The sequence below is a fragment of the Betaproteobacteria bacterium genome (assembly GCA_016720855.1).
Classification (GTDB): Bacteria; Pseudomonadota; Gammaproteobacteria; order Burkholderiales; family Usitatibacteraceae; genus FEB-7.
Window position 1 is genome coordinate 1,062,006 of sequence record JADKJU010000002.1, and the last position, 19,842, is coordinate 1,081,847.

General features: G+C 66.0%; 12 protein-coding genes and 1 pseudogene. 9 read left to right on the forward strand and 4 right to left on the reverse strand.

Annotated elements, in window-relative coordinates:
* Nucleotides 1-2: 2 nt before the first annotated feature.
* Both IPP91_12475 and IPP91_12480 read right to left on the reverse strand, forming a co-directional pair.
* Nucleotides 3-1,328 (reverse strand): anaerobic C4-dicarboxylate transporter, encoded by a 1,326-nt coding sequence (locus tag IPP91_12475; GenBank protein ID MBL0142885.1) that lies wholly within the window; start codon nt 1,326-1,328, stop codon nt 3-5.
* A gap of 40 nt (nt 1,329-1,368) precedes the next feature.
* Nucleotides 1,369-2,769 carry an aspartate ammonia-lyase gene (locus IPP91_12480; protein MBL0142886.1) on the reverse strand — a complete coding sequence of 467 codons (1,401 nt, stop codon included), beginning with the start codon at nt 2,767-2,769 and terminating at the stop codon, nt 1,369-1,371.
* Nucleotides 2,770-3,004: 235 nt separating this feature from the next.
* Here IPP91_12480 and IPP91_12485 point away from each other — a divergent pair, with 235 nt between their 5' ends.
* From IPP91_12485 to IPP91_12510, 6 genes are all read left to right on the forward strand, one after another.
* Nucleotides 3,005-3,964, forward strand: coding sequence for an ornithine cyclodeaminase family protein (locus IPP91_12485; protein ID MBL0142887.1), 960 nt, complete (start codon nt 3,005-3,007; stop codon nt 3,962-3,964).
* A 163-nt stretch (nt 3,965-4,127) separates the two neighbouring features.
* Nucleotides 4,128-6,722 carry a CHASE2 domain-containing protein gene (locus IPP91_12490; protein ID MBL0142888.1) on the forward strand — a complete coding sequence of 865 codons (2,595 nt, stop codon included), beginning with the start codon at nt 4,128-4,130 and terminating at the stop codon, nt 6,720-6,722.
* Nucleotides 6,722-7,294 carry a DUF2889 domain-containing protein gene (locus tag IPP91_12495; protein MBL0142889.1) on the forward strand — a complete coding sequence of 191 codons (573 nt, stop codon included), beginning with the start codon at nt 6,722-6,724 and terminating at the stop codon, nt 7,292-7,294. Before IPP91_12490 ends, IPP91_12495 begins: the two co-directional genes overlap by 1 nt.
* A 91-nt stretch (nt 7,295-7,385) precedes the next feature.
* Nucleotides 7,386-8,549 (forward strand): ADP-forming succinate--CoA ligase subunit beta, encoded by a 1,164-nt coding sequence (gene sucC / locus IPP91_12500; protein ID MBL0142890.1) that lies wholly within the window; start codon nt 7,386-7,388, stop codon nt 8,547-8,549.
* Between the two features lie 13 nt (nt 8,550-8,562).
* Nucleotides 8,563-9,438: a succinate--CoA ligase subunit alpha gene (gene sucD / locus IPP91_12505; protein ID MBL0142891.1), complete on the forward strand. Its 876-nt coding sequence runs from the start codon at nt 8,563-8,565 to the stop codon at nt 9,436-9,438.
* 44 nt (nt 9,439-9,482) lie between these two features.
* Complete coding sequence (locus IPP91_12510; protein MBL0142892.1) at nt 9,483-10,526, forward strand: cyclic nucleotide-binding domain-containing protein; 1,044 nt, start codon at nt 9,483-9,485, stop codon at nt 10,524-10,526.
* A 2-nt stretch (nt 10,527-10,528) separates the two neighbouring features.
* On the opposite strand, the gene IPP91_12515 is transcribed toward IPP91_12510, so the two are convergent.
* Nucleotides 10,529-11,452, reverse strand: a complete 924-nt coding sequence (locus IPP91_12515; protein ID MBL0142893.1) for a class II glutamine amidotransferase — start codon at nt 11,450-11,452, stop codon at nt 10,529-10,531.
* Between the two features lie 224 nt (nt 11,453-11,676).
* On the opposite strand from IPP91_12515, the gene IPP91_12520 reads away from it, so the two are divergent.
* Genes IPP91_12520 through IPP91_12530 form a run of 3 tightly spaced genes read left to right on the forward strand, consistent with a single transcriptional unit; the run spans nt 11,677 to nt 18,613 of the window.
* On the forward strand, nt 11,677-17,325 hold the full coding sequence (locus IPP91_12520; GenBank protein MBL0142894.1) for an SBBP repeat-containing protein: 5,649 nt from the start codon (nt 11,677-11,679) through the stop codon (nt 17,323-17,325).
* A 38-nt stretch (nt 17,326-17,363) separates the two neighbouring features.
* The gene (locus IPP91_12525; GenBank protein ID MBL0142895.1) at nt 17,364-18,032 is read left to right on the forward strand and encodes a hypothetical protein; all 669 of its coding nucleotides are present in this window, start codon (nt 17,364-17,366) and stop codon (nt 18,030-18,032) included.
* 59 nt (nt 18,033-18,091) lie between these two features.
* Nucleotides 18,092-18,613, forward strand: a complete 522-nt coding sequence (locus tag IPP91_12530; protein MBL0142896.1) for a hypothetical protein — start codon at nt 18,092-18,094, stop codon at nt 18,611-18,613.
* Here IPP91_12530 and IPP91_12535 read toward each other — a convergent pair.
* Nucleotides 18,595-19,751, reverse strand: a pseudogene (locus tag IPP91_12535) (IS3 family transposase). The gene IPP91_12530 and the pseudogene IPP91_12535 sit on opposite strands and share 19 nt — an antisense overlap.
* Nucleotides 19,752-19,842: the final 91 nt, after the last annotated feature.

Consider the following 19,842-nt stretch of genomic DNA (forward strand, 5'->3'; position numbering starts at 1 on the left):
GCTCAGAAAAGCGCCTTGGCAATCACCAGGCCGGTGGCGACCGCGACGGACGTTGCGACAATCCCCGGGATCATGAAGGAATGATTGAGCACGTACCTGCCGATCTTCGTCGTCCCCGAAAGGTCGAAGTTGATCGCCGCGATGAGCGAGCCGTAGGTCGGGATGAAGAAGTAGCCGTTGACCGACGGGAACATCGCGATGAGGAACTGCGGCGGGATGCCCAAGGCCATGCCCAGCGGCATCAGCGCGCGCGTCGTCGCCGCCTGGCTGTAGAGGAACACCGAGGCGAAGAAGAGCCCGAAGGCGAAGGTCCACGGCGCAGCCTTCGCCATGTCGCCGATCGAGGTCACGATGACATCCTTGTTGGCCGCGATGAAGCTGTCACCCAGCCACGCAAGCCCGAAGATCCCGATGACCGCAACCACGCCGGCCCGCAGGGTGGCCGTCTTGGGAACCTCGTCGACATCGATCTTCGTGACGAGCAGCATGGTCGCCGCCACCGATAGCATCAGGATCTCGATCACGATCGGCATGCCCAGCGCGCTCTTCGCCCCGGGCAGCTTGCGAAGCTCGGGGAAGAAGCCGAACAGCACCACGAGCGCCACGCCCGTGAGAAAGACGAACGCCGACGCCTTGGCCGCCGGCTTCAGGGGCGCTCGCTCACCGGCCCCCTTGGGCGCCGGGATCTGCCCGGCCTTGAGCCGCGCCTGATACTCCGGGTCGTCCTTCAGGTCCTTGCCCAGGAACATCGAGATGACCGCGCCCGCGATCACGCCGGTGAGAGTGGCCGGGACGCACACCATGAGGATCTGCGGCAGGCCCCATTCCGTCAGGCCCTTCTCCGAGAAGAGCCCGATCATCGCTGCCGTTGCAGCCGCCACGGGACTTGCGGTGATGGCCTGCTGCGAGGCGATGGTGGCAATCGCCATCGGGCGCTCCGGACGGATGCCGTTCTGGTGCGCCGTCTCGAAGATCACGGGCAGCAGGGGATACACGATATGCCCCGTGCCCGCCACGAAAGTGAAGCTCCACGTGGTCAGCGGCGCCACGATCGTCACGTACTTCGGGTTCGCGCGGATGATCCGCTCGGCAATGCGCACCAGGAAATCGATGCCGCCGGCCGCATCCATGACCGAGGCGGCCATGATCACCGCCAGGATGATCAGCATCACGTCGATGGGCGGCGAGGTCGGATTCACCCCGAAAGCAACCACGAGAACGAGCAGGCCCACCGCGCCCCACAGGCCCAGGCCCACGCCGCTGTAGCGCGAGCCCATCCAGATCGCCGCAAGCATGACGACGAATTGCATGAATATCGACAGTGTCATGATCTCTCTGCTCCCTTGTGGAAATGGCCCGCGGCCGGGGTTATTGCTCAAACCTGGGGTTGATCAGGTTCTCGAAGGCGAACACCTCGTCCCACTTCTCCTGCGTGAGAAGCTTCTTCTCCTTCACCACGATGTCGTGCAGGCTCTTGCCCGTCTCGTAGCCCTCGCGCGCAAGCTCGGCGCACTGCTTGTAGCCCAGGGTCGTCTTGAGCGCCGTCACGATCCCCAGCGAATTGAGGACCATCTCGCGGGTGCGCTCGGCGTTCGCGGTGATTCCCTGGATGCAGTTCACGCGCAGGCTGTTCACCGCGTTCTCCATCGTCGAGATGGAGGTGAAGAGCGCAAAGGTGATGACCGGCTCCATGACGTTGAGCTGCAACTGCCCGGCGGAGGCGGCGAGCGTGACCGTCAGGTCCAGGCCGATCACGAGGAAGCCGGTCTGGTTCACCACCTCCGGAATCACGGGATTGACCTTGCCCGGCATGATCGAGGAGCCCGGCTGCATCTGGGGCAGGTTGATCTCGTTGAAGCCGCAGCGCGGCCCCGAGGCGAGCAGGCGCAGGTCGTTGCAGATCTTCGTGAGCTTGGACGAGGTGCGCTTGAGCACGCCGGAGAGCAGCACGTACGCCCCCGTGTCGGAGGTGGCCTCGACCAGGTCGCCGGCCAGGATGAACGTCGTCCCCGTGATCTCGGACAGGTACTTCGTCGCCAGCTCCGGATACCCGGGCGCGGCCGTGACCGACGTGCCGATCGCCGTCGCCCCGAGGTTGATCTCGTGCAGGAACTGCCGGACCTCGGCGATGCGCTGCACTTCCTCTCCGATGGTGGTCCCCCAGCCGTGGAACTCGGAGCCGAGCGACATCGGCACCGCGTCCTGCAGGTGCGTGCGGCCCATCTTGATGACCTTGTCGAACTCCTTCGCCTTGGCGAAGAACGCGTCCTGCAGGCGGCGAAGCGCTTCCATGTAGCTGCCCAGCCGCAGGATCAGCGCGAGGCGGAAGGCCGTCGGGTAGATGTCGTTGGTCGACTGCCCGAAGTTCACGTGGTCGTTCGGGTTGACCAGCTGGTACTGGCCCTTCTTCTGGCCCAGGTGCTCGAGCGCGAGGTTGGCGATCACCTCGTTCGCGTTCATGTTGGTCGAGGTGCCCGCGCCGCCCTGGATGAAGTCGGTCACGAACTGGTCGCGGTATTCACCGGCGATCAGCTTGTCGCAGGCGTTGATGATGGCGTCGGCCACCACGGCGTCGAGGACCTTGAGATCCCGGTTGGCCATCGCCGCGGCCTTCTTCACGTACCCGAACGCCTTGACGAAATTCGGCTCCGTCGACATCGGGATGCCGGTGATGTGGAAGTTGTCCTTGCCTCGCTGGGTCTGGACGCCGTAGTAGGCGTCGTCGGGAAGCTCCTTCTCGCCGAGGAAGTCCTTTTCAATTCGTGACATGGCTGATCCTTTCAGGAATTGGACATCTTATACCTGCGGGAGAAAAGCAGTGCGGACGGCATTTTCTCGGGGAGGCTGAACAACGGCTGTACTGGGCGCGCGGGCCTCCCGCCGCCAGGCATCAGGCTTGCTTCGCGTTCCCCGGCAAGGCGCAGGCCCGGAGGGCTCATGGCGAAGCCGTCCGGTTGCTACAATCACCCTTTCCGAAACCGTCACTGTCAACGCGACCCACGCCATGGCCCTGCTGCTGAAGGAAAAGGACGTCGAGCAACTGCTCACGATGCCGCTTGCGATCGACCTGATCGAGCGGGTCCACAAGGAGTATTCCGCCGGCAACGCGATCGACGTGCCGCGCGAGCGCACGCGACTGCCGAAGACCGCCCTGCACATCCTGCAGGGCGCGGTGCCCTCGGCCGGCGTATTCGGCTACAAGGCCTACACCTCCAGCCGCGAGGGGATCCGCTTCATCGTGTATGCCTTCAATGCGGAGCGCGGCAACCTCGACGCCATCGTGGAAGCGAACTTCCTCGGCATGACCCGCACGGGCGCGGCCGGCGGCGTGGCGGCGAAATACCTGGCCCGGCCCGAGGCGAAGGTCGTCGGTTTGTTCGGGTCCGGATGGCAGGCGCAGGGGCAGATCGAAGCGCTGGCCCGGGTGAGGAGCCTCGAACTCGTGAAGGTCTACTCGCGCAAGGCGGACAAGCTTGCGGCGTTCTGCGCGCGCATGAGCGCAAAGCTGGGCGTGGGGATCGTTCCCGCGCAATCCGCGGAGCAGGCGGTGCGGGGCAGCGACATCGTCGTCACCGTCACGACGTCGGCCACGCCGGTGTTCGACGGCGAGTGGGTCGAGCCCGGCACGCATATCAATGCCGCCGGCTCCAATTCGCTGCTGCGCCAGGAAATCGACGAGGCGACGGTGCGCAAGTGCTCGCCCATCGTGGTCGATTCTCGCCCCACGGCGATCAAGGAAGCCGGTGACCTCCTGCCGGCCCTCGAGAAAGGACGGGTTCACGCCGGCCAGTTCGTCGAGATCGGTGAAGTGATGAACGGCACGCGGCCCGGCCGCACCCGCCCCGACCAGGTCACCCTGTTCGAGTCGCAGGGCATGGCCATCCAGGACCTCATCATCGCCGCCGAACTCGCGAAGATGGCCCGGGCGAAGGGCCTGGGCACCGAGGTCGACGTCGGCGCGTGACTGGCCACGGTGCCCGGCACGCGTGCCGGGCACTACCGGGGCGATCCCATGGGGCCCGCGGAGTCAGACACCCGTGACCGACACCGTGTAAGATTCCGGCACTTGGAGAGCCCGCCACCGGCAGCTCACCGCCCGGGCGTTGCGCAAGAACTAGGGAGAATCCATGAAGAGCCAATTCTGGAAGGCCGACTGGTTCCTCGGCGCCGTCATCGCCGTCGCCATTCTCGTCTTCAACTCCACGTCGAACCTGATCCCGGGCCTGGAACGCTGGGCGTACGACCTCGGCGTGAAGATGACCTCCAAGACCCCGAGCGACAAGATCGCCGTGATTGCCATCGACGAGCAGTCGATCGCCAATATCGGCCGCTGGCCGTGGCCGCGCGAGGTGCACGCGAAGCTGATCGACCAGCTCTCCGCCGCGAAGGCGAAGGTGATCGGCAACACGGTGTTCTTCTTCGAGCCCCAGATCGATCCGGGCCTTGCCTACGTCGAGAAGATGCTCGAGATCTACGACAAGGCCTACCCTGGCGCGGCGCCGCAGGAGGCGCCCGGCGTCGGGACCATCGGCGCGGCCACGCCCGCGGCGCAGGTTGCCCAGCCCGCCGGCGACGTGGCCGAGATCGGAAAGCTCCTGAAGGAGGCCTCCGTCTCGCTCAACAACGACATCCGCCTGGCCGCCAGCGTGAAGAAGGCGGGCAATGTCGTCGTGCCGTTGATGTTCGACGAGATCATGGGCTCGCCCCCCCCGGGCAAGCCGGACAAGCCGCTCCCGGAATATGTGGCGCGCAACGCAATCAGCGGAGCCTCGCAATCGCACGGGTCCCTGATCTACGGCGCCTCGATCATCGTGCCCATCGAGCAGATCGGCGCCAACGTGGCCGCCATCGGCCACCTCAATTCCACGCCCGATCCGGCTGACGGCGCGATCCGCAGCGAGCCGCTCGTCATCGACTACTACGGCCAGCAGTTTCCTTCGCTGGCGCTCGTGATCGCGGCGAAGAGTCTCAACCTCGGGCCCAAGGACATCAAGGTGAACCTGGGCGAGAGCGTGGCGCTCGGCAGCAAGGTGGTCCGCACCGACGAGCAGGCCAAGATGTTCACGTACTTCTACAAGGACCGCGACGGGCGGGCGGCCTTCCCGGTCGATTCGTTCTTCGACGTCTACACGGGCAAGATTCCCGCGACGAAGTACGCCGACAAGATCGTGCTCATCGGGGCGGTCGCCGCCGGCATCGGCGCCAACCAGGTGACGCCGATCTCCGCGCAGATGAACCCGGTCACGACGCTCGCGCACTCCGTGTCCTCCCTGCTGCAGGAGCATTTCTTCGTGGCGCCCACGTGGGGCCTGTACGCGACGATCGCCGTGTACCTGCTCGTTGCGGCCTACCTCATCGTGCTGCTGCCGCGGGTGGGCGCCGGCATGGGCGCGGTTCTCACCGCGGCCCTTTTCGCGGCGCTTTTCGGCGCGCACCTGGGGCTCATGACGGGCGCGGGGCTGTGGCTGCAGCTCATGCTGCCCGCCACCCTGCTCGTGGTCGGGCACCTGCTCCTTACCACCAAGCGCTTTCTCGTCACGGAGCGCGGCAAGGAGAAAGCCGACAGCGAAGGCGCGGAATCGAACCGGATGCTGGGCCTCGCCTTCCAGCAGCAGGGCCAGCTCGACATGGCCTTCGACAAGTTCCGCAAGTGCCCGTACGACGAGCAACTGGGCGAGAACCTGTACGCGCTCGCGCTCGACTTCGAGCGCCGCCGCCAGTTCAACAAGGCGGAGTCGGTGTTCGGCTTCATCCACAAGTCCGATCCCAAGTTCAAGGACGTGGCCGATCGAATGCAGCGCAACAAGGCGATGAGCGAGACGATCATCCTGGGCGGCTCCTCCGGCGCGCGCTCCACGAACGCGACCATGGTGCTGCAGGGCGGGCAGGCCGAGAAGCCCATGCTCGGCCGCTACCAGGTCGAGAAGGAGCTGGGCAAGGGCGCCATGGGCGTGGTGTACCTCGGCAAGGACCCCAAGATCGGCCGCACCGTGGCCATCAAGACGATGGCGCTTTCCTCCGAGTTCGAGGGCGACGAGCTGACCGAGGCCAAGGAACGCTTCTTCCGCGAGGCGGAGACGGCCGGCCGCCTCCAGCATCCCCACATCGTCACGATCTACGACGCGGGCGAGGAGCACGACCTCGCCTACATCGCCATGGAATTCCTCAAGGGCAAGGACCTCGTGCCCTATGTGAAGCAGCCCAACCTGCTGCCGCCCGACAAGGTCCTGTCCATCGTCGAGCGCGTGGCCGACGCGCTGAGCTACGCGCACACGATGGGCGTGGTGCACCGCGACATCAAGCCCGCCAACATCATGTACGAGCCGGAAAGCGACACGGCCAAGGTGACCGACTTCGGCATCGCGCGCATCACCGACTCGTCGAAGACCAAGACGGGCATGGTGCTGGGCACGCCGTCCTACATGTCTCCGGAGCAGCTCGCGGGCAAGAAGATCGATGGCCGCTCCGACCTCTTTTCCCTGGGCGTCACGCTCTACCAGATGCTCGCCGGGCGCCTGCCGTTCGAGGGCGAGTCGATGACGCAGCTCATGTTCGCCATTGCGAGCAACCCGCACCCGAACATCCACGACTACAACCCGGGCCTGCCTGCCTGGATCGACGCCATCATCGACAAGGCGCTCGCCAAGGACTTCGAGAAGCGCTACCAGACGGGCCAGGAGTTCGCGGAGGCCATCCGCCAGGCGCGAAAGGGCGCCGTCTGATGACGCTTTCGGAGCCCCGCGCCAGACGGGTGCCGCTGCATCGCCGCAGTGTCGAGATCACCGGCTACAAGCGCGACGACGGACTCTTCGACATCGAGGGGCACCTGGTGGACGCCAAGGACATCGAGTTCAAGGTGGGCGGCCGGGTGCTCGAGCCGCGCCAGCCGGTGCACGGCATGTGGCTGCGGATTACCGTCGATCGCGAGCTTCGAATCGTGGACGCTGAAGCCTGCACCGAGGCCATGCCCTACCCGGGCCACTGCGACGGCATCACGCCCGCTTACGCGAAGCTCATCGGCCTTTGCATCGGGCCCGGGTACCTGCGCCGCGTGAAGGAACTCCTCGGCGGCGTGCGCGGCTGCACGCACATCACGGAGCTGGCCGGCGCGCTGGCGACGGTCACCTTCCAGACCTTCGCCGGCCAGGGGCTGATCCCCACCGACCGCAAGCCTCCGCAGCTCGACCGGTGCCACGCGCTGGATAGCCGCAGCCCCGTGGTCGGCCGGTTCTACCCGAAGTGGTACCGCGGCGCCGCGGCCGTCGTCGAGGCAGGAACTCCGGAACAGCATTGACGGCCATCGGCCGGTTGCTGACCCGCATCAAGCATTCCCCGCAAACCCGGCTGCTAGAATGGCCGGGCTCTCCAATCCGCCCCCCACGTCCATGAACATCCACGAATACCAGGGCAAGGAAATCTTCCGGAAATTCGGCGTGCCCACGCCGCGCGGCATTCCGGCGTTCTCGGTCGATGAGGCGGTGAAGGCCGCCGAAACCCTCGGTGGCAAGGTCTGGGTGGTCAAGGCCCAGATCCACGCCGGCGGGCGCGGCAAGGGCGGCGGCGTGAAGGTCGCCAAGTCCCCGGCCGAGGTGAAGGAGCTTGCCGGGAAGATCCTCGGCATGACGCTCGTCACGCATCAGACGGGCCCGGAAGGCCGCAAGGTGCGGCGCCTGCTCATCGAGGAGGGGGCCGACATCAAGAAGGAGCTCTACGTGGCTCTCGTCGTCGACCGGGTCACGCAGCGCGCCACGCTCATGGCCTCGAGCGAAGGCGGCATGGATATCGAGGAAGTCGCGGCGCACACGCCGGAGAAGATCCACCGCGTGGCGATCGACCCCAAGACCGGGCTCAAGGACGCGGAAGCCGAGGACATCGCCCGCAAGATCGGCGTGCCCGAAGGCTCCGTCGCCCAGGCGCGGGACCTCCTGAAGAACCTGTACCGGGTCTTCGACGAGTGCGACTGCTCGCTGGCCGAGGTGAATCCGCTGATCCTCACCGGGGACGGCAAGGTGATCGCCCTGGACGCCAAGCTCAACTTCGACTCCAACGCGCTCTTCCGCCACCCCGATATCGTCGCCTACCGCGACCTGGACGAAGAGGATCCCGCGGAAGTCGAGGCCTCGAAGTTCGACCTGACCTACATCTCGCTCGACGGCAACATCGGCTGCCTCGTGAACGGCGCCGGGCTCGCCATGGCGACGATGGACACGATCAAGCTCTACGGCGGCACGCCGGCCAACTTCCTCGACGTCGGCGGCGGCGCGACGGCGGAGAAGGTGACGGAGGCGTTCAAGATCATGCTCAAGAACGACAAGGTGAAGGCGATCCTCGTCAATATCTTCGGCGGCATCATGAAGTGCGACACGATCGCCACCGGCGTGGTCACCGCGGCGAAGGAGGTCTCGCTCAAAGTGCCGCTCGTCGTGCGCCTCGAGGGCACCAACGTGGACCTCGGCAAGAAGATCCTCGCCGATTCGGGGCTGCCGATCATCTCGGCATCCGACATGGGCGACGCGGCGCAGAAAGCCGTCGCCGCCACCAAGGGCTGACAGGGAAGACGACATGAGCATCCTCATCGACAGGGACACCAGGGTCATCACGCAGGGCATCACCGGCAAGACCGGCCAGTTCCACACCAAGATGTGCCGCGACTACGCCAACGGGAAAAACTGCTTCGTGGCCGGCGTGAACCCGAAGAAGGCGGGCGAGGACTTCGAGGGCATCCCCATCTACGGCACGGTGAAGGACGCGAAAGCCGCCACGGGCGCCACCGTCTCCGTGATCTACGTGCCGCCGCCCTTCGCGGCCGCGGCCATCGACGAGGCGGTCGACGCCGACCTCGACCTCGTGATCTGCATCACCGAGGGCATCCCGGTGCGCGACATGATCCGCACGCGCGACAGGATGCGCGGGAAGAAGACGCTGCTCCTGGGGCCGAACTGCCCCGGCACGATCACGCCCGACGAGATCAAGATCGGCATCATGCCCGGCCACATCCACAAGAAGGGCCGCATCGGCGTGGTGTCGCGCTCGGGCACGCTCACGTACGAAGCCGTCGGCCAGCTCACGGCGCTGGGGCTCGGGCAGTCCTCGGCGGTGGGCATCGGCGGCGACCCGGTGAACGGGCTCAAGCACATCGACATCCTCAGGCTCTTCAACGACGATCCCGACACCGACGCCGTCATCATGATCGGCGAGATCGGCGGCTCCGACGAGGAGGACTGCGCGCGCTGGGTGAAGGCGAACATGAAGAAGCCCGTCGTGGGCTTCATCGCAGGCGTCACCGCCCCTCCCGGCAAGCGCATGGGCCACGCGGGCGCCATCATCTCCGGAGGCAAGGGCACCGCGCAGGAAAAGCTCGCGGTGATGGAGGAGTGCGGCATCAAGGTGACGCGAAACCCCGCCGAGATGGCCAAGCTCCTCAAGTCTGTCCTCTAGAAGGCTCCCCGCTTCCTTGGGGAGAGGGATTGGGGGAGAGGGCCATGCCGCAATCATTCCTGCAGTTGCTGGCACCCGAAGCGCGCGAGCTGCTCCTCGCCTCCGCCCGCCCCGTCTCGTTCGTGAAGGGCGCGACACTCGTGCGTCACGGCGACGCCGCCCGTGGCGCTTTCATCCTGCGCGAGGGTGAAGTCGAGGCCCGCGTCCCCGCGCCCGGCGGCGAGTGCATCGTGGTCGCCCGGCTTGCGAGCGGAGACATCTTCGGCGAGATGGCCCTCATCGAAGCCGGGACCTGCACCGCCACGGTGGTTGCGACGGACCATGTGGACGGCTGGTTCCTCGCCTTCGAGGATTTCCGCGCCGTGGTGACCCAGCGCCACCGCGCCGCCCGGGAACTGCAGCACGCCGTGACGCTGGTGCTGGCGGAAAGGCTTCGCGCCGTGAACGTGCGGATGGTTGCGCTCGCCTCTCACGAGGATCGTCCCGCGCGCGCCGCTACGGCCGCGGAGCATCCCCTGGCGGACATCGAAAGGTCGCGGCGGGGGACTTACGACCTCGCTGCATTCCTTCCGCGCCTCGCGTTCTTCGACCATTTTCCCGCCGAGGAGATCGACGAGGTGGTCGCCGCGGCCCGTGTCCTGGAACTTCCGCGCGGTGCGATGCTGCACGCGCCCGGCGGCGCCGCGGATGCGGTGTTCATCGTGGTGCGAGGCGCGGTGGAGGTCGTGCGCCCCGTGGATGGTCGCGAGCGCCGCGTCGCCGTCCTCGGGCCCGGAAAGCCGCTCGGATTCATGGGCGTGCTGCTCGGAACGCCGCACGGCACGCACGCCTGGGCACGCGAATCATCGACCGTTCTCGAGATACCCGCGCAGGCCTTCCGCACCCTCTACTTCGGCGAAGGGCCGTCGTCATCGCGCCTTCGCGCCGCCGTGCAGCGCAGCCTGCTGGAATCCCTCGGCCGCACCAACCGCGCCCTCACGCGGCTGGCCACCCACGAGCGGCTGGCGGCGTGCGCAAGCCAGGCTGCGCATTTCGAGGCGGCCGGCGCGGCGCAACTCTGGGCCGAACGCGGCGCAGCCCCGGCGTAAGTTCAGTCGAGGTAGCGAAGCGTTGCGGTCGGCCGGCCGTCGCGAACGCCCGCGTGCAGCACGGAATACTCCGGCACCTCGACCCACGAGGCCACGTCGCGCGTGAGCGGCTCGGAGGCGATGAGGATCGAATTGGCGGCCTCGGCGCCGCCGGTCATCTTCCACTCGCCATCGTGCAGGCCATAGTCACGGCCCAGCGTGTACCACAGGCTCAGGAAGCTGAGGTTCGCCTCGTGCAGGCGCGCCGGATCGTCGGTGGCATAGCGGCCGAAATCGAAGCAGTAGCGCACCGCCGCCACCTGCGTGCCGTCGGCGACGAAGAGGTTCACGGAAGAGGAATGGTCGATGCCCAGCTTCCCGCGCTCCTGGCGGATGATGGCCAGCGCCCGCGCGATGGCGTCGACCAGCTCGTCGCCCGCAGGAACGGCGAAGGGGTTGCGAAGCCCGGAGAGGATGAGCGCGTAGATCCACTCGCTGTCGGTGGTGCCGCGGATGTAACGCGAGAGGACGGGGGGCACGTGGGCCGCCAGCGCGGGCTTGAGCTCGGCGAACCGGGCGAGGTCGCCGTTGTGCGCCATCGCGATCGGCGAACCGGGGAACTGGAACGGATGGACATTCGCGAGCGAAATGTCCACGGCCGTGCTGTAGGCCACGCCGCGCACGTGGGCGAGCACCGAGGAGGCCTCGACCTTTTCCGCGAGGCCCTTGAGGTTGCGGTCGAAGACGGGCAGCGCCGTCGAGGTGTAGGACCAGGGCCTGTCCGGCTCCCGGGACTGCCGGTCCCACGCGCGCAGGCCGAATCCCGCAAGGTTCAGCATGTGCAGCATCTTGGGCATGTAGCTCTGCCGCACCAGCGCGGAATCGGGCTGGTAGAGCAGGTCGTCCAGCAGGACGGGCTCGCCGAGGTAGAGGAGGGCGCGGCACATGATCCCCGATTCTGGCACAGGCGGGCGCCCGGCTTCGTTTGGCCCCGCCTTGCGAGGTCCGGTTCGAACGGGCGGCTGCCCCCGCTTGCGGGAATGTATGCCTATGTGTTAAGCTTGTACGGTTTAACAATTTACTATCATCAATTTCTGAGTCGCTTGCCGCCAAGTCACCCACCCGGCCCGTTCGAAGGTCCGGGTTCCCCGTCGAAGCCTGAGGACAGCCCATGAAGGCCCGTGATTTCTGTGCCCGCGTTTTCCTTGCCCTGACCTTGGGGGCGGCCGCGCTCGCCGTCCAGGGGGCGCCGACGGTATCCCTGTCGTCGCCCGCCGCCGGAGCCAAATTTGGCGCTCCGGCCACTGTCACGCTTACCGCGACGGCGACACCGGCTGCGGGCACGACGATCAGCAAAGTCGAGTTCTTCCGCGGCACGACGCTCATCGGCACGGTCACCGCGTCTCCCTATACCTACATCTGGACCAACGCCGCCATCGGCAGCTATTCGCTGACGGCCAAGGCCACGGCGAGCGATACGTCGACGAAGACTTCCACGGCGCGCTCGATCACGGTGAGCACCAACGTGCTGCCCACGGTGAGCATCACCGCCCCCGCGAACAACGCCACCTTCTCGGCACCGGCGGGCATCACGATTTCCGCGAACGCGACCGATACCGATGGAACGATCGCGAAGGTCGAGTTCTTCAGCGGCACGACGCTTCTCAACACCGACACGGCTTCGCCCTATTCCTTCGCCTGGGCCGGCGTCGCGGCGGGGACGTACTCCCTTACCGTCAAGGCCACCGACAACTCCGGCGGCGTGAAGACATCGACTGCCGTTGCCGTGACGGTGACGAATCCCGCGCCGCCGACCGTCAGCCTCACCGCGCCTGCCAACAACGCCACGTTCGCGGCCATCGCGAGCGTCACCATTTCGGCGACGGCGACGGCCGCCACGGGGGCCACGATCAACAAGGTGGAGTTCTTCAACGGCTCGACGCTGCTGAACGCCGACACGACTTCGCCCTACTCCTACGCGTGGACCGGCGTCACCGGGGGAACGTACACCCTTACCGCCAAGGCCACCGACAGCAGGGGCCTCACCACGGTCTCCGCGCCGAGAACCATCACCGTCACCGCGCCGCCGCCGCCCACGGTGAGCCTTGCTTCCCCCGCGAACAACGCGACGTTTTCGCCGCCGGCCAGCATATCGCTCGCGGCCACGGCGACGCCGGGAAGCGGCGCCACGATCAGCAAGGTCGAGTTCTTCAACGGCGCGACGCTGCTGAACACCGACACGACTTCGCCCTACGCCTACACGTGGACCGGGGTCGCCGCGGGCAACTACACGCTGACCGCCAGGGCCACGGACAACAAGGGCTCCGCAACCACCTCGGCACCGGTGGCCGTGGTCGTGTCGGTGCCTCATCAGCCGCCGACGGTCTCCATCACGTCACCCACCACGGGTGCCCCATATACGGCGCCCGCAGCAGTACCCATCGCCGCCACGGCCAGTGCTGCCGCGCCAGCCACGATAAGCCGGGTGGAGTTCTATCAGGGGGCGACGTTGCTGGGAACTGCGCCCACGCCGCCATTCACCTTCAACTGGACCAGCGTGCCTTCGGGCGGCTATTCGATAACGGCCAAGGCGATCGACAGCACCGGAGCCTCCTCCGTTTCGATACCGGCGTTCGCCTCCGTCGACGGCGCCGACAGTTGCGCGACCGCGCCGCCGCTCAGCGCGGCTGAAACTGCCACCAAGCTCGCGTTGCTGGACAAGCTGCCGATGACGTTCGAGGCGAACGCGGGGCAGGCCCATGCGGACGTGCGCTTCCAGGTGCGCGGGCTCGGGTACCAGCTCTTCCTCACGCCATCGGAGAGCGTCCTCGCGCTGCAGCGCATCGAGCACGAGAAATCACTTCCGGGGGCACGGATTGCGAAGATCTCCCGCGCCGAAAGCGTTGCCGTGCGCATGCGCTTCCTCGGCGCCAATCCCCGACCTGCCGTCGTGGGGCTCGAGCCGGCAGGCAATCGCAGCAACTACCTCGTCGGCCGCGATCCGGCGTCGTGGCGCACCAACGTGCCGCATTTCGCCAAGGTGCGCTACGAAGGCCTCTATCGCGGCATCGACCAGGTGTTCTACGGCACCCAGGGTCACCTCGAGTACGACCTCATCGTGGCGCCGGGGGCGAACCCGCGGGCCATCCGCTTCGCCCTCGAAGGGGCGGAACGGGTTTCCCTTGATCGTGACGGCGACCTGATCCTCGAGACACCCCTCGGCAATCTCGTCCAGAAGAAGCCCGTCGCCTACCAGGACTTCGACGGCGAGCGTCGCCCGGTGGAAGCGCGCTACAAGCTCGCCGGCAACCAGGTGTCCTTCGCGGTCGGCAAGTACGACCCGCGGCACGCGCTGGTGATCGACCCCGTCCTCGTCTATTCGACCTTCGCGGGCGGCACCGACAACGGTTCCGGCGCGAACGCCATTGCGCTCAGCCGCTGCGGCGAGGCATTCATCGCCGGCTGGACCTACGCGACGGATTTCCCGACCACCGCGGGCGCGCTTCGCCGCGCGGCCATCACCGAGGGCCAGATGGGCTTCGTCTCGAAGCTCAACCAGGCCGGAACCGCGCTGCTCTACTCGACCTACCTCACCGGCACCATCGTCGATCTCGGCGACGGCTTTCCCTACTCCCAGAACACGGAGGCCACGGCCATCGCGGTGGATGCGTCGGGGCATGCCTTCGTCGCGGGCACCACCAATGCCACGGACTTCCCGACGACGCCGGGAAGCTGGAACGTCGTGCCCGTCTATCCCGGCTCGCCGGGCGGGTTCACGGCAAAGCTCAATACGGACGGCACCGGGTTCGTGTACTCGACCCATGTTCCCGTGGGCCTGGAGGCCATCGCAGTGGATTCAGCCGGAAGCGCCTACATAACGGGCGGCCGTATTGTGTGGAAGCTCGACGCGGCCGGCGCGTCGACGACCTACGAATTCCTGGTCGGCGGTTCGGGGTATTCGCCGTCCGACGAAGCACAGGCAATCGCGGTCGATGCCTCCGGCAACGCCTATGTGGCCGGGATCACTTATTCCAGCGACCTGCCCGTCACCGCAGGCGCGTTCCAGACGACACGCCCCAATCCCTCGGAGACGAGCCGCACCACCGGGTTCGTGAGCAAGATCAATCCGGGCGGCACCGCGCTCGTCTACGGCACCTACCTCGGCACGGCGGGGCTCACCTATCCCTTCGGCCTCGCGGTCGATGCGGCCGGGAATGCCTATGTCACCGGCATGGTGACCGACAAGACGGCGATCCCGAACTTCACTGCGCCATTCACGTCGTTCAACAACAACGTGAACCTTCCCGGCAACCTGCACGCGTTCATCGCCCGGTTGAACGCGAGCGGGGGAAGCCTGGGCTACTTCTCGCGCATCGGCGGCGGCAACTGCAATACGGTCAACTGCACCGCCGCCGATACCCGTGGCCTGGCGATCGCGGTGGACCCGGCCGGCAGCGCGTGGATTGCCGGAACCACGACATCGAACCAGATTCCGCTCGTGAAACCGCTGCAATCCACGTTCTCGGGCAGCAGCCTGAGCGGCGCCGATCTCTTCGCGGCCAAGCTCACGCCGGGCGGAACGTCGCTCGCCTTCTCGACATTGCTGGGCGGGGAAACCACCGCGGCCCCCCCGCTCAACGGTCCCGGGAGCCCCCTCGCGACCGGCATCGCGATCGATTCCATCGGCTCCGCCTACGTGACGGGGATGACGAACAAGTCGGACTTCCCGACGACGGCGGGGGCTTTCCAGGCGACGCTTGGCTCAACGGCGGGCATCAGCGCGTTCGTCACCAAGATCAATGAAACGAAGGACACGACGACCCTGCTCGCCGTCGCGCCGAATCCCGGCGCCGTGGGCGCCGCGACGACGATGACCGCGACCGTCACGGGCAATGCGCCCACGGGCACGGTCACCTTCCGCGACGGCGCGTCGACGCTCGGCACGGGCGCGGTCAGCGGCACCACCGCGCAGCTCGTCACATCCACGCTCGCGGGCGGCGCGCACTCGCTCACCGCCTCGTACGCGGGCGATGCGCACAACAACCCGAGCGCCTCGGAGGCCGTCGTGCTGAGCCTCACCGATCCGCTCACGCCGCCCACGCTCGGCATGTCGGGAATTGCCGACGGCGCCGCCTTCGTCACCAATTCCGGAAACACCTGGACGAGCGGCACCGTCACCGTGAACGCGAACGCCGCGCCCGGCAACACACTTACGCGGGTGACGATCTACCTCGGCGGCAGTTACGTCTATTGGAACGTCGCCAGCCCCACGGCCTACCAGGTCTGGAACCTGCCGGCCCTGGCCCCGGGCGTCTACACGATCTTCGCCACCACGCAGGACAACCAGGGCCACACCACGACCACGCCGGCAGTGCGCTTCGTCGTGAATGGCTCGAGTGCCACCCCGCCCACGGGCGTGGCGATCACCGCGCCGCTCACCGGGGCGAGCTTCATCTCGCCCGAGACCGTTTCGATGACGGCCACCGCCTCGCCCGCCTCCGGCAAGACGATTTCGAGCGTGAGCTTCTACGCGGGGGCGAACGTGGTGGCGGTGGCGAATGCCAGCCCGTACACGGCCCCGTGGACGAACACGCAGCCGGGGGCCTACTCGCTCATGGCGCTCGCCACCGACAGCGCGGGGGGCCTCACGCTCTCCGCTCCTGTCTCGGTGACGGTGAGTGCGCCGCAGCCGCCCGTGGTTTCGATCACCACGCCTGCGGACGGCGCCACCTTCACCTCGCCCGCCACCATCGCGCTCGCCGCCACCGCCACGGCCGCGGGGACGGCGACGATCGCGAAGGTGGAGTACTTCAATGGCGCGGCACTCGTGGGATCCGCGAATGCCGCACCCTTCGCCTTCACCTGGACCAACGTGGCGGCCGGCACCTACGCGATCACCGCCAAGGCGACGGACAGCCGAGCGGCCACGGCCACCTCCGCCCCGGTGAGCTTGACGGTGGCCGCCGGTCCCCCGCCTCCGCCGGCACTTGCCATTGCGGCCGCGCCGGGCCTGGACGGCTCGACGGTGAACGAGAAGACGATGCTGGTGAACGGCACCATCACCGCTCCTGCCAACTCCGGGGTGACGGTGAACGGGATGCTCGCGACCGTGGGCACGGCAGGGGAGTTTGCCCTGAACGAGGTGCCCTTGAGTGCGGGGGCCAATACGATCACGCTCACGGTGACCACGCAGGACGGGGACACGGCGAGCCAGGTGATCACCATCAACAGCAGTGGCGCTACGGCACCCTTTTCCGTGAACGTGGACGAGCCCGACGGGATTGCGCCGCATACGGTGACGTTGTCCGTGAGCGGAGGGGGCACTCCGGTGGCCACGATCGAGTTCGACGTGGACGGCAACGGGACGGTGGATCTCACCACAACCGGTATTCCGCCTGCGGGGGTGCAGGCGACCTACAGCACGGCCGGGACGGTGAGGCCGAGGATCACGTTCAAGGATGCCTCCGGCACTGTGATCTACACGACCACGAAGCAGGTGCACATCGTGGACCCGGCGGACAAGTACGATCTGGTGAAGGGCGCATTCTCGGACATGGTCAACCGGCTCAAGGCGGGAACCAACGCCACGGCGCTCAATCTCTTCTTCGGACATGCCAAGGCGACCTACCAGGATGTCTTCGATAAGCTCGGCACTGACTTGCCGTCGATCGCCAACCAACTGGGAAGCGTCAAGAGTATTTCGTTCTCCCATTCCCGGGCAGAGTTGATCCTCTCCCGCGACGCGAATGCAAGCACCTCCGTGTTCCCGGTCTACCTGATGCGCGGGGAAGACGGGATCTGGAGAATCGAGTCGATGTAATTCGGCGCGCGCGCGAGCCATCAAAAAGGAATCAGATCATGAAGCTGCACAGAATCTTGTCCTGCCTGGCCGTCCTGCTGGCCGCCTCAATTGCCCTTGCCGGCGATGCGAGAGCCAGCGGGGGATCACCTCTTTCCTTCGGCAAACCCGATTTCGAACTCACCGGAACGGTATATGACACCACGACGAAGCAGCCGATCGAGGGCGCCTACGTGGTCGCGCTGTACTACAAGAGCATCGTCGGACCGGCGGCCATGGACATCTGGTGCGTGAAGACGCGTGGGATGTACACGGGAAAGGACGGGACATTCCACTTCCCGGTGGAGAAGCTGGACGGCGACAGCCCGCTTTCCGTGAACGCGATCAAGCCTGGTTACTACAGTGACAGGCCCGTAGTGCCCTCGCCGGAGGTGAGAAAGAAGCAGGGGCGCGAGGCCTACACGGGGCGCGATCTACCCTTGATTCCGCAAAACCCCGCCAAGCCGGAATATCGCTTCGGATCGGGGGACGTGTACTGCAATCACGCCGAGACGAAGCAGGATGCGGCGGCGGGGGTCGAGTTCCTCAAGATCGAGTTGAGCGAGTGCGTGCGACTCAATGCGGACAAGCAGAGCATAAGAGCGGTTGAGGGAATGATTCGAGATCTTGAATCGCGCCCCGAGGTGGCACCGGCCAAGCCCTCGCCGAGGGTGGAAACAGTCAAGTGAAGCTCTTGGCGGCCATGCCAGGACGTATTCCCGTGATCATTCACCAGAGACAGACTGACATGAACAAGATAAGAGTGCTTTCGCTGGTTGTTCTTGAGATTGCTTGCGTCGCTGCGGGGCAAGTCGCATATGCATTTGATCAACACACCCATGGCGCAATGACATCGGAGGCTATGGCGAGTTCGAGTTTCACGCGGGATCCCAATGCAAGCATTGTGCTGAAGCGACTCGGGTTGTTCGACTTTACGCCGGACTTTGCGGGTCGCTATCCCGGCCTTGGAACTAGATACATCGACATGGGAGCCGACGTTCGGGCACGCGACAGCCTTTCAATCGAGGCTGAAATGATACGAACGCTGTCATTTAAGAACATCACGCAACTCACTATCCCCGATCAGTTTACGATCACAGGCTGGTTCATGCGCGGGGCGATTCGTGAGGACGACAACACGCTGGAAACACCTGGTGGAGACGAACCCGGTGGAATCTTTGATCGAGTCTTCGGTCACTTCTTCGATCCCCAGATCGACCGTGGACTGGAATTCCCCCGCTTCTCCGGACACTACGCTAAGCCCGCATGAGTACGTTCGAACTCCATCGGGCTGACCTGCCCAAGCGTCGAATGTCGGCGCCGGGAATTGTAGAACACTTCGATGTAGTCGAAGATGTCGGCGCGCGCGACTTCGCGCGTGGCGTACGTCCTGCGATAGACACGTTCCTTTTGAGCGAGGCGAAGAAGCCTCGACCGCGGAGTTGTCCCAACAGTCGCCGCGCTTGCTCATGCTGCAGGTGATGCCCTCGGCCGACAGCAGGCGCTGGAAGTCCTCGCTGGTGTATTGGCTGCCCTGGTCGGAATGGTGCAAAAGCTCCGAAGGTTTGCCGCGTCGCCACAGCGCCATTATCAACGCGTCCAGCACCAGTTGCGCGGTCATGGTGGGTTGCATAGACCAGCCGACCACGCGCCGGCTGAACAGATCCACCACAACGGCCAGGAACAACCAGCCTCGCCCGTCCAGATGTAGTGAAATCGGCTGCCCACTTCCGGTTCGGGCAGCAGCGGCGAAGTCTCGCTCCAACACGTTCGGTGCGATGCTGTGTTCCGGACGCAATCCAATGTCGGTAGGCATGCGCCGCGGCTTGGGCTGCGCGCTCATGCCAGCCCCTCGCATCAGTCGCGCCACCGATTCTCGCTGCAGGATTGGCCTGCGACGACCATGTCCTTCCAGACCCGCGGCGAGCCGTAGGTCTGGTGACCAGGCGAAGCTTTCCCGGATCAGCACCAGCAAGCCCGCGTTGGCGATCGAGCGCACGCTCGGCGAGCGTCCAAGCCACTCGTAGAACCCACTCGACGACACCTCGAGCAAGCGGCACATCATCCGGGTCGGCCACACCGGCCGATAGCGGGCTACAAACACATACCTCACGTTGGTTCCTTCGCGAAGTAGCCCAGCGCTTTTTTTAGAATGTCGCGCTCCATTCGAACTTTCGCCAACTCTCGCCGAAGCTGCTCGTTCTCCAGCTGCTGCGCAGCCTTCAACGGCAATGCCCGGTCCTTCTCGTATCGACCTGCCGCGAAGTTGTCCACCCACCCCTTCAGGACCGAACGCTCCACGCCAAGCTCAGCGCAACCGCCGACACCGATCGTCCAGGTTGCTGTGTGAGTTTCACTCCCTCGCGCTTGAACTCGGCCGTAAACTTCCGTCTTTGCTTCGTTGCCATCGAACACCTCCAATTGCCAGTTTGGCATCATCAGATGTGTCCGGGGAAACGGGGGAATTCCAGACTGACGGTTCCGCTACTCAGCGCTCAA